Annotated in this window: 25 protein-coding genes; 1 reads left to right on the top strand and 24 read right to left on the bottom strand. The window is 73.9% G+C overall.

The features are described 5' to 3' along the window. The 6 genes from argB to AB0D32_RS25620 all read right to left on the bottom strand — a co-directional run. A partial coding sequence (gene argB, locus AB0D32_RS25645) for an acetylglutamate kinase (RefSeq protein WP_357095232.1) occupies positions 1–1,026 on the bottom strand: 1,026 nt, incomplete at its 3' end. Continuing rightward, a complete protein-coding gene (argJ, locus tag AB0D32_RS25640; protein WP_357095229.1) occupies positions 1,023–2,195 on the bottom strand; it encodes a bifunctional glutamate N-acetyltransferase/amino-acid acetyltransferase ArgJ in 1,173 nt (390 codons plus the stop codon). The genes argJ and argB, both read right to left, overlap by 4 nt. Beyond that, a complete protein-coding gene (gene argC / locus AB0D32_RS25635) occupies positions 2,192–3,193 on the bottom strand; it encodes an N-acetyl-gamma-glutamyl-phosphate reductase (RefSeq protein WP_357095226.1) in 1,002 nt (333 codons plus the stop codon). Before argC ends, argJ begins: the two co-directional genes overlap by 4 nt. A 387-nt stretch (positions 3,194–3,580) precedes the next feature. Continuing rightward, complete coding sequence (locus AB0D32_RS25630; protein WP_357095223.1) at positions 3,581–4,606, bottom strand: NAD(P)-dependent oxidoreductase; 1,026 nt, start codon at positions 4,604–4,606, stop codon at positions 3,581–3,583. Between the two features lie 8 nt (positions 4,607–4,614). Next, the gene (locus AB0D32_RS25625; protein ID WP_357095220.1) at positions 4,615–5,409 is read right to left on the bottom strand and encodes a glycosyltransferase family 2 protein; all 795 of its coding nucleotides are present in this window, start codon (positions 5,407–5,409) and stop codon (positions 4,615–4,617) included. Continuing rightward, positions 5,406–6,611, bottom strand: a complete 1,206-nt coding sequence (locus tag AB0D32_RS25620; RefSeq protein ID WP_357095217.1) for a nucleotide sugar dehydrogenase — start codon at positions 6,609–6,611, stop codon at positions 5,406–5,408. Before AB0D32_RS25620 ends, AB0D32_RS25625 begins: the two co-directional genes overlap by 4 nt. Positions 6,612–6,846: 235 nt before the next feature. On the opposite strand from AB0D32_RS25620, the gene AB0D32_RS25615 reads away from it, so the two are divergent. Next, positions 6,847–8,676, top strand: a complete 1,830-nt coding sequence (locus tag AB0D32_RS25615) for a BTAD domain-containing putative transcriptional regulator (RefSeq protein WP_357095214.1) — start codon at positions 6,847–6,849, stop codon at positions 8,674–8,676. On the opposite strand, the gene AB0D32_RS25610 is transcribed toward AB0D32_RS25615, so the two are convergent. The 18 genes from AB0D32_RS25610 to AB0D32_RS25525 all read right to left on the bottom strand — a co-directional run bounded on the left by AB0D32_RS25610 (position 8,646) and on the right by AB0D32_RS25525 (position 24,953). Then, entirely contained in the window at positions 8,646–10,490 is a 1,845-nt protein-coding gene (locus tag AB0D32_RS25610; protein ID WP_357095211.1) for an ABC transporter ATP-binding protein, read from the bottom strand. The genes AB0D32_RS25615 and AB0D32_RS25610 overlap by 31 nt on opposite strands. Continuing rightward, on the bottom strand, positions 10,487–11,026 hold the full coding sequence (locus AB0D32_RS25605) for a hypothetical protein (RefSeq protein ID WP_357095209.1): 540 nt from the start codon (positions 11,024–11,026) through the stop codon (positions 10,487–10,489). The genes AB0D32_RS25610 and AB0D32_RS25605 overlap by 4 nt, the downstream gene beginning before the upstream one ends. A gap of 30 nt (positions 11,027–11,056) precedes the next feature. Continuing rightward, positions 11,057–11,608, bottom strand: coding sequence for a MauE/DoxX family redox-associated membrane protein (locus tag AB0D32_RS25600; RefSeq protein WP_357095206.1), 552 nt, complete (start codon positions 11,606–11,608; stop codon positions 11,057–11,059). A gap of 443 nt (positions 11,609–12,051) precedes the next feature. Beyond that, positions 12,052–12,522, bottom strand: coding sequence for a S26 family signal peptidase (locus AB0D32_RS25595; RefSeq protein ID WP_357095204.1), 471 nt, complete (start codon positions 12,520–12,522; stop codon positions 12,052–12,054). 3 nt (positions 12,523–12,525) lie between these two features. Beyond that, positions 12,526–15,105 (bottom strand): phenylalanine--tRNA ligase subunit beta, encoded by a 2,580-nt coding sequence (gene pheT / locus AB0D32_RS25590; RefSeq protein WP_357095201.1) that lies wholly within the window; start codon positions 15,103–15,105, stop codon positions 12,526–12,528. A 39-nt stretch (positions 15,106–15,144) separates the two neighbouring features. Further along, entirely contained in the window at positions 15,145–16,224 is a 1,080-nt protein-coding gene (gene pheS / locus AB0D32_RS25585) for a phenylalanine--tRNA ligase subunit alpha (protein ID WP_357095198.1), read from the bottom strand. 167 nt (positions 16,225–16,391) lie between these two features. Further along, the gene (locus AB0D32_RS25580; RefSeq protein ID WP_357095194.1) at positions 16,392–17,285 is read right to left on the bottom strand and encodes an RNA methyltransferase; all 894 of its coding nucleotides are present in this window, start codon (positions 17,283–17,285) and stop codon (positions 16,392–16,394) included. A gap of 32 nt (positions 17,286–17,317) precedes the next feature. Next, on the bottom strand, positions 17,318–17,710 hold the full coding sequence (gene rplT, locus AB0D32_RS25575; RefSeq protein ID WP_030335718.1) for a 50S ribosomal protein L20: 393 nt from the start codon (positions 17,708–17,710) through the stop codon (positions 17,318–17,320). 31 nt (positions 17,711–17,741) lie between these two features. Further along, positions 17,742–17,936, bottom strand: a complete 195-nt coding sequence (gene rpmI, locus AB0D32_RS25570; protein ID WP_007458415.1) for a 50S ribosomal protein L35 — start codon at positions 17,934–17,936, stop codon at positions 17,742–17,744. Positions 17,937–17,955: 19 nt separating this feature from the next. Continuing rightward, complete coding sequence (gene infC / locus AB0D32_RS25565) at positions 17,956–18,582, bottom strand: translation initiation factor IF-3 (protein ID WP_357095191.1); 627 nt, start codon at positions 18,580–18,582, stop codon at positions 17,956–17,958. Between the two features lie 337 nt (positions 18,583–18,919). Continuing rightward, complete coding sequence (locus AB0D32_RS25560) at positions 18,920–19,393, bottom strand: PH domain-containing protein (protein WP_357095188.1); 474 nt, start codon at positions 19,391–19,393, stop codon at positions 18,920–18,922. Continuing rightward, positions 19,390–20,352 (bottom strand): DMT family transporter, encoded by a 963-nt coding sequence (locus tag AB0D32_RS25555; RefSeq protein WP_357095185.1) that lies wholly within the window; start codon positions 20,350–20,352, stop codon positions 19,390–19,392. Before AB0D32_RS25555 ends, AB0D32_RS25560 begins: the two co-directional genes overlap by 4 nt. A gap of 65 nt (positions 20,353–20,417) precedes the next feature. Beyond that, positions 20,418–21,263: an ATP phosphoribosyltransferase gene (gene hisG / locus AB0D32_RS25550; protein ID WP_357095182.1), complete on the bottom strand. Its 846-nt coding sequence runs from the start codon at positions 21,261–21,263 to the stop codon at positions 20,418–20,420. 45 nt (positions 21,264–21,308) lie between these two features. Next, the gene (locus AB0D32_RS25545) at positions 21,309–21,590 is read right to left on the bottom strand and encodes a phosphoribosyl-ATP diphosphatase (protein WP_350924782.1); all 282 of its coding nucleotides are present in this window, start codon (positions 21,588–21,590) and stop codon (positions 21,309–21,311) included. Between the two features lie 98 nt (positions 21,591–21,688). Further along, on the bottom strand, positions 21,689–22,186 hold the full coding sequence (gene ribH, locus AB0D32_RS25540; RefSeq protein WP_357095180.1) for a 6,7-dimethyl-8-ribityllumazine synthase: 498 nt from the start codon (positions 22,184–22,186) through the stop codon (positions 21,689–21,691). Between the two features lie 2 nt (positions 22,187–22,188). After that, the gene (locus AB0D32_RS25535; RefSeq protein WP_357095178.1) at positions 22,189–23,454 is read right to left on the bottom strand and encodes a bifunctional 3,4-dihydroxy-2-butanone-4-phosphate synthase/GTP cyclohydrolase II; all 1,266 of its coding nucleotides are present in this window, start codon (positions 23,452–23,454) and stop codon (positions 22,189–22,191) included. Between the two features lie 117 nt (positions 23,455–23,571). Then, positions 23,572–24,270: a nicotinamide riboside transporter PnuC gene (pnuC, locus tag AB0D32_RS25530; RefSeq protein WP_357095175.1), complete on the bottom strand. Its 699-nt coding sequence runs from the start codon at positions 24,268–24,270 to the stop codon at positions 23,572–23,574. Continuing rightward, positions 24,270–24,953, bottom strand: a complete 684-nt coding sequence (locus AB0D32_RS25525; RefSeq protein WP_357095173.1) for a riboflavin synthase — start codon at positions 24,951–24,953, stop codon at positions 24,270–24,272. The genes pnuC and AB0D32_RS25525 overlap by 1 nt, the downstream gene beginning before the upstream one ends. Position 24,954 lies beyond the last annotated feature (1 nt).

Below are 24,954 nucleotides of genomic sequence, written 5' to 3'. Positions count from 1 at the left end.
GTTCGCGACTGCGGGGCTCGCAAGCTCACTCCTCGCACTCACCGTGCCGCCGCTGTTCGCGACTGCGGGGCTCGCAAGCTCACTCCTCGCACTCACCGTGCCGCCGCTGTTCGCGACTGCGGGGCTCGCAAGCTCACTCCTCGCACTCACGACCATGGTGCCGAAGCCTTCCGAGGTGAAGACCTCCAGCAGCGTGGAGTGGGCGACGCGGCCGTCGACGACGTGCGCGGCGGGCACCCCCTGCCGCACCGCCCGCAGACACGCCTCCATCTTGGGCACCATCCCGCTGGACAACGACGGCAGCAGCGCCGCCAACTCGTCGGCGGTGATCTCGCTGATCAGGCTGGAGGTGTCGGGCCAGTCGGCGTAGAGGCCGGGCACGTCGGTGAGGACGACCAGCTTGCGGGCGTCGAGGGCGACGGCGAGCGCGGCGGCGGCGGTGTCGGCATTCAGGTTGTGCAGCACCCCGTCGGCGTCGGGCGCCACGGTGGAGATCACCGGGATCCGGCCGGCCGCGATCAGGTCGGTGACCGCCGAGACGTCGACCGACTCGACGTCGCCCACCTGCCCCACGTCTACCGGCTGCCCGTCCACGTACGCGGGCCGCCGCACGGCGGTGAACAGCCCGGCGTCCTCACCGGAGAGGCCCACCGCGAACGGCCCGTGGGCGTTGATCAGGCCGACGAGTTCCCGGCCCACCTGGCCGACCAGGACCATCCGGACCACGTCCATCGCCTCCGGGGTGGTGACCCGCAGGCCGCCCCGGAACTCGCTGGCGATGCCCAGCCGGCCGAGCATGGCGGAGATCTGCGGACCGCCGCCGTGCACCACGACAGGCCGGAGGCCGGCGTAGCGCAGGAAGACCATGTCGGCGGCGAAGGCCCGCTGGAGTTCGGGGTCGACCATGGCGTTGCCGCCGTACTTGACCACGACGGTCGAGCCGGAGAAGCGGGCCAGCCAGGGCAGCGCCTCGATCAGCGTGGCCGCCTTGGCCTGGGCGCGGGTGAGGTCGGTGGAGAGGTTCATGTCGAATAGGCCGAGTTCTCGTGCACGTACGCGTGGGACAGGTCGTTGGTCCAGATCGTGGCCTCGGCGGCGCCGGCGCGCAGGTCGATCCGGATGGTGACGTCCCGCCCGGTCAGGTCGACCTTCGACCGGTCCTCGGCGGCGGCACCGGAGCGGCACACCCAGACGCCGTTGACCGCGACGTCGACCGCGTCGGGCTCGAACGCGGCAGCGGTGGTGCCGACGGCGGCGAGGATCCGGCCCCAGTTCGGGTCGTTGCCGAACAGCGCGGTCTTGACCAGGTTGTTGCGCGCCACCGACCGCCCCACCTCGACCGCGTCGTCCTCGCTCGCCGCGCCGACCACGTCGATCGCGATCTGCTTGGTGGCGCCCTCGGCGTCGGCGATCAACTGCTGGGCCAGGTCGTGGGCGGCGGCGGTGACCGCGGCCGTCAGCTCGGCCTCGGTCGGCGCGATGCCGCTCGCGCCGCTGGCCAGCAGCAGCACCGTGTCGTTGGTCGACATGCAGCCGTCGGAGTCGATCCGGTCGAAGGTGACCCGGCACGCCTCCCGCAGCGCGGCGTCGAGAGCCTCGGGCCCGGCCACCGCGTCGGTGGTCAGCACGCAGAGCATCGTGGCCATCGCCGGGGCGAGCATGCCGGCGCCCTTGGCCATGCCGCCGACGGTCCAGCCGCTGCCCCGGGCCACCGTGGTCTTGGGCCGGGTGTCCGTCGTCATGATGGCCTCGGCGGCCGTCGGGCCGCCGTCGCGGGAGAGCCGGCGGATCGCCGATCGTACGCCGGGGAGAAGCTTCTCCATCGGCAGCCGCTCGCCGATCAGGCCGGTCGAGCAGACCGCCACGTCGGCGGCGCCGAGCATCAGCCGAGGGCTGGCCGAGGTGAGCGCGGCGGCGGTGTGCTCGGCGGTGGCGTGGGTGTCCTGGAAGCCGGCCGGCCCCGTGCAGGCGTTGGCGCCGCCGGAGTTGAGCACCACGGCGCGGGCGACACCGCCGCGCACCACCTGCTGCGTCCAGAGCACCGGCGCCGCCTTGACCCGGTTGGCGGTGAACACGCCGGCGACGCCGGCGTCCGGGCCGTCGTTGACGACCAGCGCGACGTCGCTCGCGCCGCTGGCCTTGAGCCCGGCGGCCACCCCGGCCGCCCGGAACCCCCGCGGAGTCGTGACACTCATGGTGCGATCCCCCAGATGGACAGGCCCGTCGTCTCCGGCAGGCCACACATGAGATTGGCGTTCTGCACGGCCTGGCCGGCGGCGCCCTTGCCGAGGTTGTCGAGCGCGCTCAGCACGATCATCCGGCGGGAGTCGACGTCGACCGTGGCCTGCAGGTGGCACGAGTTGGAGCCGAGGGTGGCGGCGGTGTGCGGCCAGGCCCCCTCCGGCAGGACGTGCACGAAGGGCGCGTCCGCGTACGCCTCGGCGAGCACCGCCCGCGGGTCGACGCCCCGGGCCGGCACGGCGGTCACGGTGGCGAGGATGCCCCGGGGCATCGGCGCGAGCAGCGGCGTGAACGACAGGCCGGTCGCCCCGGTGGCCTGCTTGATCTCCGGGACGTGCTGGTGGGCGCCCACCCGGTAGGGCGACAGGTCGCCCATCACCTCGCTGCCGAGCAGGTGCGGCTTTGCCGCCTTGCCGGCGCCGGAGGTGCCGGAGGCAGCGACGACCACCACGTCGGCCGGGGAGGCCGCGCCGGCGGCGACCAGCGGGGCGAGAGCCAGGATGATCGAGGCGGCGTAGCAGCCGGTGTTCGCCACCCGGGTGGCACCGGCGATCAGTTCCCGCTGGCCGGGCAACTCGGGCAGGCCGTACGTCCACGGCCCGGCGTGCGTGCCGCCGTAGTAGTTGGCCCAGGCGTAAGGGTCCGCGAGGCGGTGGTCGGCACCGAGGTCGACGACACGGACCTCGGGCGGGAGCTGGGCCGCCAGGGCCGCCGACTGTCCGTGCGGCAGGGCCAGGAAGACCAGGTCCGCGTCGGCCAGCGTCGCCGCGTCCGTCTCGCCGAGGACCATGTCCAGGCCGGCCAGCTGCGGGTGTACGACAGCCAACCGGTGCCCGGCCTGGCTGTGCGCGGTGGCGGCGACCAGTTCGAACTCCGGGTGCCCGGCGACCAGGCGGATCAGCTCACCCCCGGCGTAACCGCTCGCCCCGGCGACTGCGACTCGGATACCCATTCCCACCTCCGCATGACTATGCAAGGAAGGTAACAGGCAAGATCCTCCTCTGCAAGTTCATACGGCAACCCGCATGAGAATAAACAACACCCCCAACCGCCACCCGCCCCACCCACCCCGCACTCCACCCCGCACTCCACCCACCCGCCCCCACGCGCCGCCCCCACCCGCCGCCACCACCCACCGCCCCCAGATGCGCCGATCTTGCAGTTTGTGCCCGCAAGATGTCGCGGATGCCCAATTTGCGTGGGCGGAAAGTGCAAGATCGGCGGGGAGGGGGAGGGGCGGGAGGGGGAGGGGCGGGAGGGGGCGGGGCGGGAGGGGGCGGGGCGGGGGAGGGCGGGAGGGGCGGGGTGAAGGGGGGCGGGGGGCTTGGGAGTGAGGGGGTCAGAGGCGGCCGTCGTTGACTGCCTGGGTCACCCACGGGATGACCTCGTCGAGCATCTCGTCCAGTGAGGTGGTTGCCGTGAACCCCAGCACCTCCCGGGACTTGGTCACGTCCGGCACGCGCTTCTGCACGTCGTACTGGTAGGGATCGTCGGAGACGTGGCGGAACGGCACGTCCGGTCCCTTGAGCTTGCGCCAGATCAGCTCGGCCAGCTCCAGCACGGTGGTCGACTCGGCCGTGGAGAGGTTGAAGTCCTCGTTGTGCGCCGCCGGGTGCTCGATCGCCGTGGCGATCCCCCGGGCCAGGTCGCCGCCGTAGGTGTAGTGGCGGACCTGGTTGCCCTCGCCGAGGATGTGCAGCGGATCCTGCCCCTTGACGATCTTCTGCACCAGGTCGGGCACGACGTGCGACATGGCGAGCTTGACGTTGCCGGAGAGCACCTCGGCCTGGCCCAGGGCGCGTCCCTCCCCCACGCCGACGCAGTTGAACGGCCGCACGATCGTGTACGGAACCTGGTACTGCTCCCAGGCCGCCCGGGCGTAGTACTCCACGGCCAGCTTCTGGAACCCGTACGACGACAGCGGCGGCGGGATGCGGCGCTCGTCGCCCTCGCGGCTCGGCCAGTGCGCGGTGGACTCGAAGACCATCGAGGAGGAGAGGTAGGTGACCTTCGCCAGCCGGCCGTCGCGGTGGGCGCGGATCGCCGCGTCGCAGGTGGCCGCCATGATCCGCTCGTTGGTGGCGAGCAGGTCGTAGGCGTACGCGTGGAAGTAGGAGATGCCCCCGATCATCGCTGCCCCGGCGACCAGGTGGTCGCAGCCGTCGAGCAGTTCGGTGAGCAGGTCCGCGTCGCGGGCGTCGCCCTCGACGAACCGGAACCGGGGGTGCTCGTCGTAGCTGTGGGTGACCGGCCCGTACTTGGAGAAGTTGTCGACACCGACGACCTCGTGACCCCGGTCCAGCAACTCGGAGACGAGGTAGCCGCCGATGAAGCCGGCCGAACCAGTTACCAGGACCTTCGCCACGTGCGCTCCTATGCGGTCTTCTCGAACTCGGTGCTGCCCTGCGGGTCACGTTGGGCGGGCACGGCCCCGGTCGGGGCGGCACGCCCGGCCAGCTTCGCCCGGGTCAGCCGTCGACCGTATGCGAAGAAGTACCAACGCAGGTAGCCGGGCAGGAAGCGACCCAGGTCGAAGTGGGACTCCCCCAGCGGCCGGTCCAGCCAGATCGTGGGGATCTCGGCCACCGGCAGCCGCAGCCGGGTCGCCTTCGCGGTCAACTCCAGCCCGATCTCGAAGCCGGTCCGGGAGTCGATCCCCACCTCGCGGACGAACGCGGTGTCGTACGCCTTGAAGCTGTTGGTGGCGTCCCGGGTGCCGACCCGGGCGAAGGTGTAGAGGCTGCGCCCCGCCCAGCGCGACATCATCCGCTTCAGCCGGGGCCCGCCGACCTGCTGGCCGCCGGGCATGTAACGGGACGCGGCGGCCACCACCACTCCCCGGTCGACCAGCCGGGCCAGCTCGTCGATCTGGCGGGGGTCGTCACAGCCGTCGGCCATGGTCACCACCACGACCGGGGCGAGGGCCGCGTCGATGCCGAAGCGGATCGCGTTGGCGGGACCGCGACCATAGGTGTTGAGCACCGCCCGCACCCTCGGATCCGTGCGGGCGACCTCCTCGACGTACGGCACGGTGGTGTCCTCGGGCATGTCGTGCACGACGAGCACCTCGGCGGGGAGCAGCATCTCCCGGAGCATCCGCTCCAGGCAGCGCAGGATCGCCTCGCCCTCGTCGTAGACGGGGACGATCACCGAGACCCGGGGCTTCACACCCGCACCCCCTGCCCGGTCAGGCCCCACATGTCGATCACCGGCTTGTCGGTTTCCAGCCGGGCGTACTGCTCGTGCGGGGCGGCGATGACCAGCAGGTCCGCCCGGCGCAGCACCTCCGGCAGGTCGACCAGCCGCTCGTCGGCCACGTAGGGATCCGTGCAGAGCGTCTCGCGGGTCTTCAACGCCAGGATCTTGCGCAGCTTGTACGCCAGGCTCTCCCGGGGGTCGTCGCTGCCGCCCTTGAAGGCCATGCCGAGGATGCCCACGGTCTGCTCGGACAGGTCGAAGCGTTCCTCCAGGCGAGACACCAGGTAGAGCGGCAGCCCTTCGTTGATCAGCATGGCGGAGTGGCCGAGCACGAAGTTGTTGCGGTTGAACGCGGCCAGCTGCATGGTGTCCTTGAACAGGCACGGCCCGGCCGCGAACCCGGGCATCGGCAGGTCCGCCGCGCGCGGGTAGTCGTACGCCACGGCGTGCCGGATCCGGGCGAAGTCCAGCCCGAAGTCGTTGGCCATCATCCAGAACTGGTTGGCGGTGGCGAACTTGATGTAGCGCCACGTGTTGGTGAACAGCTTCGCCAGCTCGGCCTCCTCCGGCTCGAGCGGCACGATCTGCTCGGTGAGGTGCCGGAACAGCTTCTCGGCCCGGGCGAGCGCCCCCGGCGTACGGGCGGCGACGATCTGCGGCAGCGCGAACAGTTCCGTCATCGCCCGCCCCTCGGCGATCCGCTCCGGGCAGAACGCCACGTCGGCACGGATGCCCTTGCCGGCGAGCAGCTTCTCGGTGAGCGCGGTGACTCCGGGGTAGACGGTGCTGCGCAGCACGACGAGCTGCCCGTCGCGCAGGTGCTCGGCGCAGCGTTCCAGTGCCCGGGGCACCGCGCCCAGGTCCGGGTTGAGGTGCTCGTCGACCGGGGTGCCGACCACCACCACGAGGTGTTCGGAGGCGCCGACGCTCGCCGGGTCGGTGCTGGCCCGCAGCCGGCCAGCGGCGACCGCCTCCGCCAACGCCTCGGCCGCGCCGGGTTCGGCGAAGGGCAGGGTGGCCGCGTTGACCGTGGCGACCGCGTCGGCGTTGATGTCGTACAGCACCACGGACAGGCCGCGCGAGGCGAAGGCGATGCCCAGCGGCAGCCCCACCCGGCCGCAGCCGCCCACGATGCAGACATCCACGGTGGTGAGCGGCGGATCCTCGGACATGACTGGACTCCCGTAGGGGTGGCGGGGTGTGACTCCGGCTACATTCGGAATCCAAGCAGGTTAACCGCTCGGATGTGACTCGCGGGTAGCCAAAGATGTCGACGGCGCTGACCTTTCAGCCGATACGCCGCTCAGCCATTCCCACTTCACCGCAATTGCATCGACTGACATAATTGGCTGAGCGATGGTGTGGGGCCGGCTTGCCGGCCCGCGGGGGCACACAGCGGAGGTCGCATTGGAGCTGACGTTCCAGATCCTCGGTCCGATCCGGGTCTGCCGCGGCGGGGGCCCGCTGCGCCTGCCCCCGGGGCGCCCCACCGCCATGCTGGTCACCCTGCTGCTGCACGCCGGCGTCGCGGTGCCGGTCGAGCGGCTGCGCGAGGAACTCTGGGCCGGTCCCGCCCCCGCGTCGGCGGTGGCGAACCTGCGCAGCCACGCCAGTCAGCTGCGCCACCTGCTCACCGCGCCGGACGAGCCGACCCGCCTGCACGCCGAGCACGGCGGCTACCGGCTCCGGGTGGGCCCCGGCGAACTGGACGCGGTCGAGTTCGAGCTGCTGGCCGCCCAGGGGCACGCGGCCCGGGCCGCCGGTCGGCCGGCCGTCGCGGCGCCGCTGCTGCGACGGGCACTGGCGCTCTGGTCCACGGCGGACCCGCCACCGGCGTACGGGCCGGCGACCGCCACCGCGTTCGACCGGCTGCGTGAGTGTCGCGCCGCCGCCCGGGAGGCGTACGCCGCCTGCCGGCTCGACCTCGGCGACCGGGGCAGCCCGGAGCTGCTGGCCCTGCTGCACGGGCACCTCGCGGAGAACCCGCTGCGGGAGCCCGCCTGGGCGCTGCTGATGACCGCCCAGTCCCGGGCCGGCGACCAGGCCGCCGCCCTGGAGACGTACCGCACCGCGTGCCGGGCCCTCGCCGGCGAACTGGGGATCGCCCCGGGCCCGGAGCTGACCGGCCTGTACCGTGCCCTCCGGCGCCGCGATCCCCGCCCTCAGCCGTTCGCGGGTCGACCGGCCGTGCGCGCCCGAAACCGCGCCACCGGGATCCGGCCCGTGCTGGTGCCGCACGAGCTCCCCTGCGCCGCCGCGCCCTTCGTCGGCCGGCACGCCGAGCTGACCCGGCTGCGCACCGCGCTGACCGCCGCCCGGGAGCACCCGGTGACCGTGACCGCGTACGGCATGGCCGGCGTCGGCAAGTCGGCGCTCGGGCTGCGCGCGGCGGTCGCGGTGCTGGAGTCCTTCCCCGACGGCCAACTCCACCTCGACCTGGGCGGGTCGGTGGCCGGCACCCCGCTCCCCCCGATCGCGGTGGCGGCCCGGGTGCTCCGGTCGTTCCGGGACACCGCGGGCGAGCCGGAGCCGACCGGCCTCGCCGAGGCACGGGCCCGGGTCCGGTCGCTGCTGTTCGGCCGGCGGGTGCTGCTGGTGCTCGACAACGCCGCCGACCCGGCACAGGTCGACGGCCTGCTCCCGGCGCGGGGCGGCTGCGCGCTGCTGGTCACCAGCCGCTGCCCGGTACCCGACGGGGACGCCCCGCCGCTACGGCTGGGCCCGCTGCCGCGCGGCGACGGGCTGGCCCTGCTGCGGGCCGCCGCCGGGGACCGCCGGGTGGACGAGGAGTTGGCGGCGGCCTCGGCGGTCGTGGCGCTCTGCGAAGGGCTGCCGCTGGCGCTGCGCACGGCTGCCCGCAGGCTGGCCGAGGGGCCGCACTGGTCGATGGCGCGGCTGGCCCGGCTGCTGCGCGACGAGCGCCACCGGCTCACCGAGACCGGGCTGCGCCCCCGGCTGGCCGCCAGCTACCGCCGGCTCGGCCCGGCCGCGCCGGTCTTCCGCCAACTGGGCGGAAGCAGCAGTGGCCCGATCACCACCGAGGCGGCCGCCGCGCTGACCGGCCTGCCACCGGAGGACACCGTGCGGGCACTGGACCGCCTGGTGGCGGCACAGCTCGCCGAGCCGGCCGGGCCCGGCCGCTATCGCATCGGCGAGCTGGTCCGCCTCTACGCCGCCGAGTTGGCCGCCGTCGAACAGCCGCCGGGTCAGACCGCCGAGGGAGCCTCCTCCCGGTAGCCACGGGCCTGGAGGGTGAAGAGCCGGGCGTACCCGCCGCCGGCGGCGAGCAGCTCGTCGTGTCGGCCGCACTCCGCGATCCGGCCGTCGGCCAGCACCACGATGGAGTCCGCGTCCCGGACGGCGTTGAGCCGGTGCGAGATGAGCAGGCTGGTCCGCCCCCGGCGCAGTTCGCGCAGCCGGGTGTGCAGGTCGTGCTCGGCCTCGGCGTCCAGGCCGGAGCTGGGCTCGTCGAGGATCAGCAGGTCGCGGTCGGCACGCAGGAAGCCACGGGCCAGCGCCACCCGCTGCCACTGGCCCCCGGAGAGCACCACCCCGGCCTGCGGATCGTCCCGCTCCGGACCGTCGAAGAAGATCCGGGTGAGCAGGGTGTCGTAGCCCCGCGGCAGCGCGGTCAGGGCCTCGTCGATGCCGGCCTGCCGCGCGGCGGCCCGCAGCCGCTCCGGATCGTCGCGGGCACCGAGGTCACCGACGGCGATGTTCTCCGCGGCGGAGAGGTCGTACGGCATGAAGTCCTGGAAGACCGCCCCGAGCCGCTCCCGCAACGCCGCCGGGTCGAACTCGCGCAGATCCGTGCCGTCCCACCGGATCGTGCCGCGCTGCGGGTCGTAGAACCGGCAGAGCAGCTTGACCAGCGTGCTCTTGCCCGCGCCGTTCAACCCGACCAGCGCGGTCGTCGACCCGGCCGGCAGGAACAGGTCGACCCCGCGCAACACCCAGGGGTGCCGCGGCGAGTACCGGAACCAGACGTCGCGCAGCTCGATGCCCTCCCGCAGCGGCGGCACCGGCCGGGCGGTGGCCGGAACCGGCAGGTCGGGCTCGGCCCGGACGACCTGGTCGTAGTGGTCGAACAGGAGCAACGCCTGGTGGATCGCGCCGAGCTGGCCGACCAGCCCGCCCAGCGCACCCTGCACCCCGGGCACGGCCGCCAGGTAGAGCACCACGTCGCCGACGGTGAGACGGCCACCGGCGGCGGCCGTGACGGTGTAGACCACCCCCGCCCCCGCCACGGCGGCGCCGAGCAGCCCGAGCAGGCCCTGCGCCCGCAGCTCTCGGCGGTCCAGCCGCTGTTCCACCCGGTGCATGCCGTGCAGTTCGCCGAGCATCCGGTCGCCGAAGAACCGACCGAGGCCGAAGAGGCGGACCTCCTTGGCAGCCGGCACGCCCACCAGCAACTGGGCGAAGAAGAGATCCCGCCGCTGGAAGTGCTCCAGGTGCAGCACCATCGCCACCCGGGCCCGGTTGAGGCGCAGCTGCATCCAGAGCGTGGGCAACGCCGCCGCCAGCACCAGCAGCCCGATCACCGGGCTGAGCACCAGCAGGACGCCGAGGAAGCCGCCGAGCGCGAGCAGGCTCTGCACCGCCCCGAACGTGTTCCCGGTGAGCTGGGTCGGCCCCAGGTGACCGGTCTGCTGGGCGGCCTGCAACCGGTCCTGGAAATCCGGGTCCTCCAGCCGGACCAGGCCGACCAGGCGCAGCACCGCGTCGTACAGCCGTCGGCGCACCAGCCGGGACACCGCACGGATGCGCTCCTTCTCCACGTACGTGCGCAGGTGGGGCAGGACGACGCCCGCCGCGGCGGTGACCGCGAGCCCGACGCCGAGCAGGGCCAGCGACGCGTCCGCGGGACGACCACCGGACAGGCGGTCCAGGACGAGCTTGGTCAGCGCGGCGACGAGCACCGGCGTAACCCCGGCGAGGATCGCCAGCAGCAGGTCGACGGCGGTGCCCGTGGGGGTGGCCCGCCAGGTGATCCCCAGCGCCGCCCGGGCGTGCCGGACGGCCCGGCGGGGCGCCAGCCGGGGGCCGGTCACCGCGCCACCGGCAGGTCCAACCGGGCGATGCCGAACGCGGACGACGCGACCATCCCGCGCTCGTCGAGAAGGCCGAACGCCGGGTAACCCTTGATCCCGAACGCGAGCGGCAGCGCACCGCTGCCCGGCTCGACGAAGACCGTCGCCAGTTCGGCGAACTGCGCCGCGTACGCCTCGGTCTCCCCGCCCTTGCCGACCACCACGACCCAGACGTGCTCCGCCCCGCCGGGCATCGTCCGCGCCCGGTCGATCAGCAGCGGAACCTGCTCGGCGCAGTGCTCGCAACTCGGCGTCATGAACGCCACCAGCGTCATCGGCGGCAGGTCGGCGCGGGTACGCACCTCGCCGTCCACAGTGGTGGAGACGAATTCGCCCGGGACGGAGCCCGCCTCCAGCATCACCGCCGGCGGCTGCGACTGCTGGTCGCTGAGCAGTTCGGTGTGCTCACGCAGCCGGCGGACCACGCCGAGCATCAGCACCAGGTTGAGCAGGCCGAGCGCGGCGACGAGGACGACGGCGACGGTCAACAACGCCATGGGGAGGCTCCTTCGGGTTGCCGGGAGGGGTCAGGGACGGCGGGCCGGGCGGGTCGCCCGGGACGCGGTGGGGGCGAAGAGGGCGACCAGGTCGTCGAGGCGGACCACCACGGCGGCCAGCGGGACGGCCACCCCGGCGGCGAGCAGCGTGGTGGCCGGCGACGGCGACGCGCCTGCGGTGGTCCCGCCGAGCAGGCCGAGCAGCGCCACCGTGGCGAGGGCCAGGTTGCGCGCCACGTGCCGTGGGCCGATCGGGGCGTCCGTGGCGCCGAAGCAGCGGCAGGCCGGGCGGGCGCCGCGACGCAACGCGCCGGCGATGGCGGCGGTGAGCACGCCGAGCAGCCCGGCGGCGAGCACCAGCCCGACGGGGACGGTCGACGGCACGGCGAGCAGCACGACCACGGCCGCCTCGGTGGCGACCGCGACCCGGGCCACCGGGGCGGCCCACCGCGCCGGCACGCCGAACTGCCCGACCGACCCCACGAACCCGGCGAAGCCCTCCCGGGGTCGCACCTTGCCGAGCACCGCGGCGAGAAACACCAGGGCCAGCATGATCCGCGCAGCCAGTTCCACCGCTCGCATCCGTCGGCACCTCCTCGTCGCGGGAGGCCCACGCTAGGAGCGAGGGATACAGCGCCGATACATCGGCGCGCGCCGGTGGCGGCGTCGGCTGTAGGTCCGGTGTACCGGGCGGCCTTAGCGTGCCGGCATCTGTCGACCCTGGTGGAGAGGAGGTGAACGGATGTTCCGTCGAATGGAGCGCCTCGGCGAGCGGATGCTCGGCGTGTTCGTCCCGAAGGTGACGGCCGCGGCCGGCTGCCCGCCGGACCCGTGGTGTGCGGTGTGTGGCACGTGCCATCTCAAGCGGTGCAGTTACACCCCTGCCTGCAACACGACGTGCGGCTCGTGCGGGTACTACTGCAGCGCGGGAGCGAGCACGATGACCGCTCTGTGCTGATTCCCGGCACCGGCGTGCCGCGTGGCCCGGTGCCGCGCGGCACGCCATCTCCCGGACACGCCGAGGGTCACCCCGTGCGAGGTCTCGGCCGGACGACCACTCCGAGCAGGTCCGACTCGGGGATGTAGCCGCACTCGCGGGAGTCGTAGCTGAACGGCGGATTGTCGCCGAGCACCACCAGCTGCCCGGGTGGCACGATCCGCTCCGGTCGCTGCCGCAGCAGCGGCACCCGGTCGACCGGCACCGGCTCCCCGGGCACCGCGAACGCCCGCTTGATCAGCAGACCCGGGCCGGTGTCACCGGGCCGGGCGGGGCGGCCGGCGGTCATCGCCGCCGGAGCCGTCACCACGACCACGTCGCCGGGGCGGACCCGGGCCAGCGGCACCCGCCGGGCCAGCACCCGGTCGCCCGGGCGCAGCGTCGGCTCCATGCTGCGGCCCACGACGGAGACCAGCAGCAGGCGCCGTCGGGCCCAGAGCAGGCCGACGGTGGCCGACGCGAGCACGCCGGCCACCACCAGCCATCCGAACGTCGGCACCGCTCAGGCGCCGCGCAGGGTGGCGCCGAAGCGTTCCGCGGCACAGGCGACCGCCGCGTCCCGGGCGGCCACCGCCTCCTCCACGGTCAGCGTCCGGTCCGGGGCCCGGAAGGTGAGCTTGTACGCCAGCGACTTGCGGCCCGCCCCGAGCTGCTCCGAGGCGTACACGTCGAAGAGGCGCACCTGCTCCAGCAGCCCGCCGGCGCCCTCGACGAGGGCCTGCTGCACCTGCGCCGCCGGCACCGGGTCGTCCACGACCAGCGCCACGTCGATCAGCGCCGGGGGGAAGCCGGAGACGACCGGCGCGGACGCCACCGGGGCGGCCGGCAGCGCGTCCAGGTCGAGTTCCATGGCGCTGGTCCGCCGGGGCAGCTCCAGCGCCGCCACCACCGCCGGGTGCAGCTCGCCGGCGTGCCCGACCACCGTGCCGTCGACCAGCAGCTCGGCGCAGCGACCGGGGTGCCAGGGGGCGTACTCGGCGGCCCGGACCTCGATCCGGTCCGCGGGGACGTCGGCGGCGGCGAGCACGTCCCGGCCGGCCTCCACGGCGTCCGCCCAGCCGGCCGGGCGGCCCGCGCCCCACCTGCCGGCCGGCTCGATGTCGCCGGTCAGGACGACGGCGACGTGCCGGGGCTGGTCGGGCACCACCGCGTCGGCCGCGGCGAACTCCTCGTCGGTGGGTCGCCGGTCCACGCCCATCGCCGGCGGGCGGCCGGCGCCGGGACGCGGGTGGAACACCGCGCCGATCTCGTAGAGGGCGAGGTCGCGCAGGCCCCGACCAAGGTTCCGCTTGACGATGCCGAGCAGCGGGCCGAGCAGCGTGGTGCGCAGCAGCGGCTCCTCCTCCGACAGCGGGTTGGCCAGCCGCACCGCCCGCCGGCGCGGGTCGTCGGCGGGCAGGCCGAGCTGGTCGGCCAGCCCGGGGGCGACGAACGGGTGCGCGAGCACCTCGACGTACCCCCGCTCGGCGAGCGACCGGGCCACGGCCCGGCGGCGGCGCTGCTGCCAGGTCAGGCCGCGGCCGGGCGGCGCTGTCGGCAGCACCGACGGCAGACGGTCGTACCCGTCGAGGCGGACCACCTCCTCGACCAGGTCGGCCGGGTCGGTCAGGTCGGGCCGCCAGGTCGGCGGGGTGACGGTGAGCGCGTCGCCGGCACCGGCGGCCACGCCGACCTCGCCCGGGTCCTCGGCCAGCCGGTCGGTGCCCCGGGTGACCGTGCAGCCGACCTGTTCCAGCAGGGCGACCACCCGCGCCGGCGGGTAGCTCACGCCGACCCGCCGCGTCGGCAGGTCGGCCGGCAGGACGACCGGGGTACGCGGCCGGACGTGGTCGATGTCGAGGATCTCGTCACCGGCCGTGCCGCCGGCGTGCTCGGTGAGCAGCTGGACCGCCCGCGCGATGGCGACCAGCGGCAGGGCCGGGTCGACGCCCCGCTCCCACCGCTTCGCCGCCTCGCTGAACAGCTTGTGCCGGCGGGCGGTGCGCCCGACCATCACCGGGTCCCAGTGGGCGGCCTCGAAGAGCACGTTCGTCGTCCCCGCGACGACCTCGCTGGTCTCGCCCCCCATCACGGCGGCCAGCGAGATCGGGACGCCGGCGCCCTCGCCCGCGAGGGGGTTCGGAAGCCCGGTGTCGCAGATCACCATGTCCTCGGCGGCGAGAACGCGGGTGACCCCGTCCAGGGTGGTGAGCTTCTCCCCCGCCTCGGCGCGGCGGACCACCAGCGGCCCGGCGATCCGGTCGGCGTCGAAGGCGTGCATCGGCTGGCCGAGTTCCAGCATCACGTAGTTGGTGATGTCGACCGGCAGCGAGATGCTGCGGATGCCGGCCACGGTGAGTCGCTGCTGCATCCAGCCGGGGCTCTGCGCCGTCGGGTCCACGCCACGGACGAGGCGGGCCGCGAACCGGTCGCAGCCGACCGTGTCGCGCACCTCGACCGGGTACGCCGGGGTGTCGGTGCCGCCGGGCGCGGGCGCCAGGCCCGGGTCGCGGAACGGCACGCCCAGGGCGTGCGACAGTTCCCGGGCCAGGCCGCGGACGCTCATCGCGTACCCCCGGTCGGGGGTGATCTCCAGCTCGACCACGACGTCGTCGAGCCCGACGACGGGCCGGGCGTCGTCACCCGGCTTCGCCGTGGTGTCCTCGGGCAGCACGACGATGCCGTCGTGGTCGTCGCCCAGGCCCAGTTCCCTCGCCGAACAGATCATGCCGTTGGAGTTGCGCCCGTACGTCTTACGCGCGCCGATGGCGAAGCCGCCGGGCAGCACGCCGCCGGGGAGGATCACCACGACCCGGTCGCCGGGGGCGAAGTTGCGTGCCCCGCACACGATCTCCTGCGGCTCGCCGGTGCCGTTGGCGTCGCCGACGTCGACCCGGCAGAACCGGATCGGCTTCTTGAAGCCGGTCAGCTCCTCGATCTGGAGGACCTCGCCGACCACCAGCGGACCGGTGACCGTCTCCCGCAGGTCCACCGTGGACTCGACCTCGATGCCGAGGTCGACCAGGGCCTGCTCCAGGTCACCGGCGGGCAGGTCGGCGGGGAGGTCGACGTACTCCCGCAGCCAACTGACAGAAACTCGCATGACTCAGACCACCGTCTCCGTAACTCGTACCCGCATCGCCTACGCCCCGGCCCCGAACGCGCGGGTGAACCGCACGTCGCCCTCGGCCATGTCCCGCATGTCGCTGACCCCGTGCCGGAACATCACCGTCCGGTCGATGCCCATGCCGAACGCGAATCCGGAGTAGACCTCGGGGTCGATGCCGCAGGCGCGCAGCACCCGCGGGTTGACCATGCCGCATCCGCCCCACTCGACCCAACGCGGGCCGTCGCGGTGCTCCGGGAACCAGACGTCGAACTCGGCGGACGGCTCGGTGAACGGGAAGTAGTGCGGCCGGAAGCGGGTCTTCGCGCCCTCGCCGAACATCGCCCGGGCGAAGTGGTCCAGGGTGCCGCGCAGGTGCGCCATGGTGATCCCCCTGTCCACCACGAGGCCCTCCACCTGGTGGAAGACCGGCGCGTGGGTGGCGTCCATCTCGTCGGTGCGGTAGACCCGGCCGGGCACGATCACGTAGATCGGCGGCTTGCGGGTCAGCATGGTGCGCGCCTGCACCGGCGAGGTGTGGGTACGCAGGACGAGGCCGGAGCCTTCCGTGCCCTCCGGCGGCGCGACGTGGAAGGTGTCCATCAGGCCGCGCGCCGGATGGTCGGCCGGGATGTTGAGGGCGTCGAAGTTGGTCCACTCCAACTCGACCTCGGGGCCCTCGGCCACCTCGTAGCCCATGCCGACGAACAGGTCGCTGATCTGCTCCATCAGGGTGCTGATCGGGTGCCGGGCGCCCCGGGGCCGCCGGTCGTGGGGCAACGTCACGTCGACGCGCTCCTCCACCAGCACCCGCTGCGCCTGCTCCCGCTCCAGGACCTCCTGGCGGGCGGCGTACGCGGCCTCGATGGCGCGGCGGGCCTCGTTGACCCGCTTGCCGGCGTCGGACTTCGCGGCCGGCGGCAGCGCGCCGATCTCGCGGCGGGCCAGCGAGACCGGGGCCCGGTCGCCGAGGTGCGCGGGGCGCAGCGCGGTCAGCGCGTCCGGGTCACCGGCCTCGGCGAACGCCTTCTCGGCGGCGGCGACGGCCTCGGCCAGGGCGGCCGGGTCGAGCAGGGCGACCTGCTTCGGATCGTACGGATCGTTGCGGTAGCTCATGACGTACGGGCACTCCCTCACGGCGGCGCCGACCTCACTCAGGCGGCGAAGCGAGTCTACGGACGCGCGGCTGTGCCGCAGCCCGCCGGTGGGAGTTGTGCGGAGCGCAGGTCAGGCCCGCCGCCCGCCGGCACCGGCGGGCTGGCTAAACGAACGCCGTGGCGCGTTCATGGGCGGATGTTCTCCCCTGCGGTCTGTGCCTCGGGCGGCCGGGTCGCCCCTCGCCGCTGTGCTCTCGCCGAAGCGTACAGGCAGACCGCGGCGGCCGCAGCCAGGTTCAGGCTCTCGGCGCGCCCGTGCAGGGGCACCCGGACCCGGGCGTCGGCGGCGGCGGTCAGCTCCTCGCCCAGGCCGTGCGCCTCCGAGCCGAAGAGCCAGGCGGTGGGCGCGGCGAGCCGGCCGGCGTCGGCGAGGTCGTCGAGGTCCGCGTCACCGTAGCCGGTGGTGGCGAGCACGGTGAGACCGGCGGCGCGCAGCGCCGCGACCACGTCCACCGGGTCCGGTGCGCGTACCACGTCGACGTGGAAGAGGCTGCCGGCCGACGCCCGCACGCACTTGCCGTTGTACGGGTCGACGGCCTCGCCGGCGAAGACCACCGCGCCGGCACCCGCGGCGTCAGCGGTACGCAGCACGGTGCCGGCGTTGCCCGGGTCACGGATCTCGGCGAGCACAGCCACCAGGCGGGGCCCGCCGGCCAGGGCCCGCTCCAGGGGCACGTCGAGGTGCCGGCAGACGGCGACGACGCCCTGCGGGGCGACGGTCTCGGCCAGCGCGGCGAGCGCCTCGTCGGTCACCTCGGAGACGGGCACGTCGGCACGCGCCGCGTCGGCGGCCAGCTCGGCGTGGCGGTCCAGGGCGGCGGGCGTACCGAAGAGTTCGGTGACCACCCCCGGGCGGGCCAGGGCCTCGCGGACCGCCTGCGGCCCCTCGGCCAGGAAGCGGCCGGCGGCCTCGCGGTCCCGGCGGCGCTGCAACCTGCGGGCGGCGACCACCCTGGGCGTACGTGGGGTGAAGGGGCCGGAGACAGCGTCGAGGCGTCTCCCGCGCGATGGTGACTGCATGGGAGACGCCTCGATCTGCTGGTGCGTGGGGATCAGGCGGCCTGGGCCGCCGCGCCGCCGGTGCCCTCGGCCGCGACCGCGGCCCGGGCCAGCTCGACGATCGCCGCGAAGGCGGCGGCGTCGTTGACGGCCAGGTCGGCCAGGATCTTGCGGTCGACCTCGATGCCGGCCAGGCGCAGGCCCTGGATCAGGCGGTTGTAGGTCATCCCGTTGGCGCGGGCGCCCGCGTTGATCCGCTGGATCCACAGCTGCCGGAAGTCGCCCTTGCGGTCACGACGGTCCCGGTAGGCGTACTGCATCGAGTGCAGCACCTGCTCCTTGGCCTTGCGGTAGAGGCGGGAGCGCTGACCGCGGTAGCCGCTCGCGGTCTCCAGCAGGGTACGGCGCTTCTTCTGGGCGTTCACAGCCCGCTTGACGCGTGCCATCTCAACTCCTAGTTACGTAAGGTGGCGCGCGTCAGCGGCCGAGCAGCTTCTTGATGCGCTTGACATCGGCCTTGGCCAGCACGACGGTGCCGGTCAGCCGACGGGTCTGGGTGGAGGGCTTCTTCTCCAGGTTGTGCCGGAGGCCGGCCTGCTGGGCAACGATCTTGCCCTTGCCGGTCACCTTGACCCGCTTGCCCATCCCCGTGTGGCTCTTCATCTTCGGCATGTGGAACGTCTCTCCCCTGTTACTCGCCGCTGTTGTCGGCGACTGTGCCGGTGTCACCGGCCGCTGCGGGCTCGCCGGCCGGGGCGGCGCCCTCGGCGTCCCGCTCCCTCGGCCCACCCCGGGTGGCCGTCGCGGCGACCGCGGCGGCCTTCGTGGCGCGGTGCGGCGCGAGCACCATGATCATGTTTCGGCCGTCCTGCTTGGGAGCGGCCTCGACGTACCCCAGCTCCGAGATCTCCGACTCGAGCCGGCGCAGGAGCCGGTAACCCAGCTCCGGGCGGCTCTGCTCGCGACCGCGGAACATGATCGTCACCTTGACCTTGTCGCCGGCCTTCAGGAACCGCACCACGTGACCCTTCTTGGTCTCGTAGTCGTGCGGGTCGATCTTCGGCCGGAGCTTCATCTCCTTGATGACGGTCTGCTGCTGGTTACGCCGCGCTTCGCGCGCCTTGAGTGCGCTCTCGTACTTGAACTTGCCGAAGTCCATGAGCTTGCACACCGGCGGGCGCGCCATCGGCGCAACCTCGACCAGGTCCAGGTCTACGTCCGCGGCCAGCTGAAGGGCGCGCTCCAGCGGGACGATGCCCACCTGCTCACCCTCGGGGCCGACCAGTCGGACCTCACGTGCCCGGATCTGCTCGTTCACGCGTGGTTCGACGCTGATGGGGCCTCCTCGAGTCAAAGTCTCTGCGTGGCCGACCCCTGCGGCTCCCGGATGGGAGCCGACCCGGAAAGCAGAAGGCCCCGGCGCATGCCAGGGCCCGCTCGACCGGTCGGCACGATCACATGATCGCGCATCCGGCGCCGGGACATGCCCGAAACCGGTGACCGGACCCGGCCACCGTGGCGGCGACTCGGGTGGGAGCAGGCGCTCCTCTTTCATGGCTGCATGTCTGCGCGCGATTGCGCACACGCAGAGACAGCCTGGTCGACTCAGCCACACTACACCCCTGGCCCGAGCGCCCTCAAACCGGGCACCCCGGTCAGTGGCCGGTGGCGCTCTCGGCGAGCCGGGCCTGGTGCGCCTGGTGCAGCCGACGCAGGGCGCGGACCCCCTCGACGGCCAGCTCCTTGTCGGCGGCCTGGAGGGCGACCATCGGCAGCAGGTCGTCGTCGTGCAGCTCCAGGCTGGCCCAGGGCGCACCCCGGTCGAAGCGGACGCCCCGGACGACCTCCCACGGCAGCTCGTACGAGCCGATGACGTTGCGCACGCGCACCCCGCGCGCGTCCGCCTCCACCCGGGGGCGGGTGAAGATCAGGAAGGCGAGCGCGCCGAGCACACCGAGCCCGACCATCGCGATCTGGTCACCGCGCTGGAAGCTGCCGTAGCCGCTGCCGGTCGCGCCCTTCAGCGAGGTGGCCACCAGGCTGAACACCACCAGCAGCGCGGCCGCGGAGGCCCAGCAGACCAGCCGGATGCGGCGCGGGCGGAGCTGGACGGACTCGATTTCGCTCACCCCACCAGTCTGCCACCAGTCCCCGGCTGTTCCGGCACCGCCACACGTTCCGGAGGTGCCGCGGCCTTCCGTCGTGCCTGGCCCCGGCCGGCGATCAGGGCGGCCAGCAGGGTGAGCAGCGCCCCGGCGAGCACCGGCAGCCGCAGTCCGGGGCCACCCGGCAACAGCGCGTCCAGCAGCAGGGCGCCGCCCAGCTGCCCGGCGACCAGGGCGAGCCCGGTCCGCAGCACGCCGACCGCCGGGACCCCGACCAGCAGGGCGGCCACGATGGCGACACCGAGCAGCCCACCGGTGTAGAGGTACCAGTCGTCCGGCCAGGTCGGGCCCGGTCCGGCGAGGGCGCCGGCCAGCGCCGCGACCAGCAGCACGACGGGCGTGGCCGTGGCGAAGTTGACCACCATCCCGGCGGCGGCCGAGCTGGCGGCGGAGACCCGCGCGTTCAGCGCGGACTGGAGCGCGACAGCCAGCCCACCGGCCACGGCGAGCAGCACCAGACCGAGGGCGAGGTCGCCGACGGGCTGGCCGAGCTGGGCCAGCGTCACGGCGGCCACGCCGAGCAGCGCCCCGGCCACGCGGCCCCGGGTGAGCGCCAGCCGCCCCACCGGGGCCAGCCCGGCCCGGTCCACGGCCAGCCCGCCGAGACTGCCCCCGGCGACCTGCGCGATGGTGAAGACCGCCACCCCGAGCACCGGCACGATGTACGCGCTGAGCAGCACGATGGCCGCGCCGCCGAACCCGCCCAGGTACGCCCACCAGGGCAGCCGGGCCCGGCGCAGCGCGACCAGGCCGGTCCGCGCCGACGGCAGCGCCAGCACCCCGAGACCGACCAGCAGCGCCCCGCCGAGGTTGTTGACCACGGCCCCCAGGGTCGCGTTGCCGGCCCGCTCGCCCAGCTCGGCGTTGACGGTGCCCTGGGCCGCCGAGGCGACGCCGGCGAGGGTGACCACGCTCAGGGCCACCCACGGCGGCAGGCCTCGCGTCGCCGGGGACGGTGCCGGGGCTCCCGCCGCCGTGGGTGGGCGTCTCACAGCCGGCAGGCGTGGATGTTGGTGACCAGGATCGCGCGGGCGCCGAGCTCGTACAGCTCGTCCATGATCCGGTGCACGTCGTCGCTGAGCACCATCGCCTGCACCGCCACCCAGCCCTCGCGGTGCAGCGGGGAGACGGTCGGCGACTCGATGCCCGGGGTCAGCGAGCTGGCCCGGTCGAGCAGGCCGGCCGGCACGTCGTAGGCGAGCATCACGTAGCGGCGGGCGACCAGCACGCCGTGCAGACGGCGCAGCAGCTGCGCGGCCTGCGGGTGGGCCGGGGCGGCGGCGCGGCGGACCAGCACCGCCGAGGACCGCAGCAGCGGCTCGCCGAAGACCACCAGGCCGGCCTGGCGCAGCGTGGTGCCGGTCTCGACCACGTCGGCGACCACGTCGGCGACGCCGAGCCGGATGGCGTTCTCCACCGCGCCGTCGAGACGGATCACGTCGGCCTTGACGCCCAGCTCGCCCAGGTGCCGCTCGACCAGCCCCGGATACGCGGTGGCGATCCGGTGCCCGCCCAGCTCCCGCACGTCGTCGACGTCCTCCGGGCGGGCGGCGAACCGGAAGGTGGCCCGGCCGAAGTCCAGGTCCACGACCTCCTCGGCCGGCGCGCCGGAGTCGATCAGCAGGTCACGGCCGGTGACCCCGACGTCGAGATCGCCGGAGCCGACGTAGGTGGCGATGTCCTTCGGGCGCAGGTAGAAGAACTCGACGTCGTTCGGCTCGTCCCGGCAGGTGAGGTCCTTCGGGTCGGTGCGCTGGCGGTAACCCGCCTCGCGCAGCATCTGGGCGGCCTTCTCGGCCAGGGCGCCTTTGTTGGGTACGGCGACACGCAGCATGACGGAGTGCTCCTTCGATCGGATCTGACCAACGACGGGGCGCACTCACAGATGTCGGTAGACGTCCTTCAGGTCGAGACCGCTGGCGAGCATCAGCACCTGGACCTGGTAGAGCAGCTGGGAGATCTCCTCGGCGGTACGCTCCGGCCCCTCGTGCTCGGCGGCCATCCACGACTCGGCCGCCTCCTCGACGACCTTCTTGCCGATGAAGTGCACGCCCTTCTCGAGCGCGGCGACCGTGCCCGAGCCGGGGGTGCCCGCGGCGGCTTTGGCCTGCAGCTCGGCGAACAACTCCTCGAACGTCTTCACGGAAGGCGATTCTTCCAGCCCCCGACGGTCCCCGTGCGCCGGGTCGGGCCCCGCTCACCGACCGGGACCGGCGGGAACGCCCGCACCGCGACGGTGCGTTCCGCGCCGGTGGCGGGTCAGCCGGCGAAGCCGACCCGGTGGCCGTTGCTGGCGAGGCCACGGATGGCCAGGGCGGCGTCGAGCGCGGCGACGGTGGCCGACCAGCCCTTGTCCTCCGCGGAACCCGGCAGCCCGGCCCGGTCCCGGGCCTGCGCGAGGGTGTCGACGGTGAGTACGCCGTGCGCGACGGGCTTGCCCTCGTCCAGCGCCACCCGGGTCAGCCCGTCCGTGACGGAGCGGCAGACGTAGTCGAAGTGGGCGGTGGCACCCCGGACCACCACGCCGAGCGCGACCACCACGTCGCAGCGCCGCGCGAGGGCCTGGGCCACCACGGGCAGCTCGACCGAGCCAGCCACCCGGGCGGTGACCACCCCGGCCCCGCACGCCCGGGCGGCGTCGACCGCCCGGTCGAGCATGTGGTCGGTCAGCTCGCCGTGCCACCGCGCGGCCACCACGCCGACGGTCATCCCGGCGGCGTCGACCGCCGTCACACCCGGTTCACCGAAACCTGCCATGCCTACGCTCCGATCTCGTCACCGGGGACCGGGCGGCCCATCGGGGCCTCGGTCACCTCGTCCAGCTCGTCCAGCAGGTGCCCCATCCGGTCCCGCTTGGTGCGCAGGTAGCGCACGTTCTCCGGGTGTGGCCGCACCGGCAGCCCCTCACGGCCGGTGATGGTCAGCCCGTAGCCCTCCAGGCCGGCGCGCTTGGCCGGGTTGTTGGTGAGCAGCCGCATCGAGCGCACCCCGATGTCGTAGAGGATCTGCGCGCCGGTGCCGTAGTCCCGGGCGTCGGCCGGCAGGCCCAGGTCGAGGTTGGCGTCCACCGTGTCCCGGCCCTGGTCCTGGAGCTGGTACGCCTGGAGCTTGTGCAGCAGCCCGATGCCGCGTCCCTCGTGGCCGCGCACGTAGAGAACCACGCCCCGCCCCTCCCGGGCGACCCGGTCCAGCGCGGCGTCGAGCTGCGGGCCGCAGTCGCAGCGCACCGAGCCGAACACGTCGCCGGTGAGGCACTCGGAGTGCACCCGCACCAGCACGTCCCGCCCGTCGCCGATCTCGCCCATGACGAGGGCGACGTGTTCGGCCGAGTCGTGCTCGCTGCGGTAGCCCAGGGCCCGGAACAGGCCGTGCCGGGTGGGCATCCGGGCGTCGGCGACCCGCTCCACCTGCTTCTCGGTCCGCCGCCGGTACGCGACCAGGTCGGCGATGGTGACCAGGGTCAGCGAGTGCTCGGCGCAGAACTTCTCCAGGTCGGGCACCCGCATCATGGTGCCGTCGTCGTTGACCAGCTCGCAGAGCACGCCGGCGGGGCGCAGCCCGGCCAGCCGGGTCAGGTCGACCGCGGCCTCGGTGTGGCCGGGCCGGCGGAGCACGCCGCCCTCGCGGGCCCGCAGCGGCACCACGTGCCCGGGGCGGGCCAGGTCGGCCGGGCCGGTGGCGGGGTCGGCGAGCAGCCGGATGGTGTGCGCCCGGTCGGCCGCGGAGATGCCGGTGCTGACGCCCTCCCGGGCGTCCACGGTCACCGTGTAGGCGGTGCCGCGCCGGTCCTGGTTGGTGTGGTGCTGCGGGGGCAGGTCCAGCCGGTCGCACTCGCCCTCGGTCAGCGGCGCGCAGATGTAGCCGGACGTGTGGCGGACCATGAACGCGAGCAGTTCCGGCGTCGCCAGTTCGGCGGCGAAGATCAGGTCGCCCTCGTTCTCCCGGTCCGCGTCGTCGACGACGACGACGGGGCGGCCGGCGGCGATCTCCGCCACCGCCTGCTCGATGCTCCCGAAGATGGTCATGACGGCATCACCAGACGGCACCTTCTAAATCGCTCACTCATGCCGGCACTCCGCTTCGCTCCGTGCCGCCATGAGACACCACCACACTGTGCCTTCTGATTCGCTCGCTACGCTCACTCATGCCACGGCCTCCGAGTAGGTCGACGGGATCGGGGCGGGTGCCGGACGGGCGACCCGCGAGGTGTGCCACCAGGCGACCAGGCCCCAGGCGCAGAAGCCGCCGTAGACGAGGTACATGGCGGCCGACGGGTAGAAGCCGCCGCGCAGCAGCAGCGGCACGCCGACCGCGTCGACGGCGATCCAGATCAGCCAGAAGTCCACCCAGCCGCGGGCCATGCCGTAGGTGGCGAGCAGGCTGCCGGTGAGGATCCAGGCGTCCGGCAGCGGTCCCCAGGAGCCGAGCGCGCCGAGCACCGGGTACGCCGCGGCGGTGCCGAGCACGGCGGCGGCCAGCAGGCCGAGGCGCTCCCGGCCGGTGGCCCAGCGGGGCGCCACGGCAACCCCGTCGCCGTCCCCGCCGTGGCGGCGGTTGCGTGACCAGCGCCACCAGCCGTAGACGCTGACCGAGAAGAAGAAGACCTGGCGGCCGGCCTGCCCGTAGAGGTCGTGCGCCTGCGGGGTGGCGAAGACACCGCCGAGGAAGACGGTGAGCAGCAGCGCGTTGCCGATCATTCCGACGGGCCAGGCCCAGACCAGGCGGCGCAGGCCGAGCAGGGCGGAGGCCAGCCCGAAGCCGTTGCCGACGATCTCCCGGACCAGCACCGGCGAGCCGGCGATGCTGACCTGGGCGTCGAGCAGCCACCCGAGCGGGCCCATCAGGCCACGCCGTCCAAGGTGGGGGCAGCCGGCGGGGTGACGGCCGGCAGCCCGCCGGGCAGGCCGGTGCCCGGGACGGCGGGATCGGCCAGCCGGGCGCCCAGCAGCCGCTCGACGTACTTGGCGAGCACGTCGACCTCGAGGTTGACCGGGTCGCCGACCCGGCGGGCCCCGAGCGTGGTCAGCTTCAGCGTGGTCGGGATCAGCCCGACCGAGAACCAGTCCGGGCCGACGTCGGCGACGGTCAGCGAGACGCCGTCGACGGTGATCGAGCCCTTCTCCACCACGTACCGGGCCAGGGCGGCCGGCAGCCGGAACCGGACCGTCTCCCACTGTGCGGCGGGCTCCCGGGCGATCACCTCGCCGACGCCGTCGACGTGCCCCTGCACGAGGTGCCCGCCGAGGCGGCTGTTCAGCGCGGCGGCCCGTTCCAGGTTGACCGGGTCGCCGGCCCGCAGGGCGCCCAGCGCGGAGCGGCGCAGCGTCTCCCCCATGACGTCCGCGGTGAAGGTCCCGTCGGAGACGTCGACCACGGTCAGGCAGACGCCGTTGACCGCGATCGAGTCGCCGTGGCGCGCGTCCGAGGTGACCAGCGGGCCGCGGACCGCGACCAGCGCCGAGTCACCCGCCGTCTCGGTGATCCGGACGACCTCACCCAACTCCTCGACGATGCCGGTGAACATG

It is taken from the genome of Micromonospora sp. NPDC048170 (genome assembly GCF_040652795.1).
Classification (GTDB): domain Bacteria; phylum Actinomycetota; class Actinomycetes; order Mycobacteriales; family Micromonosporaceae; genus Micromonospora.
The sequence above is the reverse complement of the archived record's forward strand: the minus strand, read 5'-3'. Positions and strand labels throughout refer to the sequence as shown.

Excerpts from the sequence above, each read along its gene's own strand:
- argC (WP_357095226.1), bottom strand. The coding sequence starts at position 3,193 with ATGGGTATCCGAGTCGCAGTCGCCGGGGCGAGCGGTTACGCCGGGGGT.
- pnuC (WP_357095175.1), bottom strand. The coding sequence starts at position 24,270 with ATGGGCCCGCTCGGGTGGCTGCTCGACGCCCAGGTCAGCATCGCCGGC.
- AB0D32_RS25580 (WP_357095194.1), bottom strand. The coding sequence starts at position 17,285 with ATGCAGTCACCATCGCGCGGGAGACGCCTCGACGCTGTCTCCGGCCCC.
- rpmI (WP_007458415.1), bottom strand. The coding sequence starts at position 17,936 with ATGCCGAAGATGAAGAGCCACACGGGGATGGGCAAGCGGGTCAAGGTG.
- argJ (WP_357095229.1), bottom strand. The coding sequence starts at position 2,195 with ATGAGTGTCACGACTCCGCGGGGGTTCCGGGCGGCCGGGGTGGCCGCC.
- AB0D32_RS25620 (WP_357095217.1), bottom strand. The coding sequence starts at position 6,611 with ATGTCCGAGGATCCGCCGCTCACCACCGTGGATGTCTGCATCGTGGGC.
- AB0D32_RS25525 (WP_357095173.1), bottom strand. The coding sequence starts at position 24,953 with ATGTTCACCGGCATCGTCGAGGAGTTGGGTGAGGTCGTCCGGATCACC.
- AB0D32_RS25535 (WP_357095178.1), bottom strand. The coding sequence starts at position 23,454 with ATGACCATCTTCGGGAGCATCGAGCAGGCGGTGGCGGAGATCGCCGCC.
- pheT (WP_357095201.1), bottom strand. The coding sequence starts at position 15,105 with ATGCGAGTTTCTGTCAGTTGGCTGCGGGAGTACGTCGACCTCCCCGCC.
- ribH (WP_357095180.1), bottom strand. The coding sequence starts at position 22,186 with ATGGCAGGTTTCGGTGAACCGGGTGTGACGGCGGTCGACGCCGCCGGG.
- AB0D32_RS25600 (WP_357095206.1), bottom strand. The coding sequence starts at position 11,608 with ATGCGAGCGGTGGAACTGGCTGCGCGGATCATGCTGGCCCTGGTGTTT.
- hisG (WP_357095182.1), bottom strand. The coding sequence starts at position 21,263 with ATGCTGCGTGTCGCCGTACCCAACAAAGGCGCCCTGGCCGAGAAGGCC.
- pheS (WP_357095198.1), bottom strand. The coding sequence starts at position 16,224 with ATGAGCTACCGCAACGATCCGTACGATCCGAAGCAGGTCGCCCTGCTC.
- rplT (WP_030335718.1), bottom strand. The coding sequence starts at position 17,710 with ATGGCACGCGTCAAGCGGGCTGTGAACGCCCAGAAGAAGCGCCGTACC.
- AB0D32_RS25605 (WP_357095209.1), bottom strand. The coding sequence starts at position 11,026 with ATGGCGTTGTTGACCGTCGCCGTCGTCCTCGTCGCCGCGCTCGGCCTG.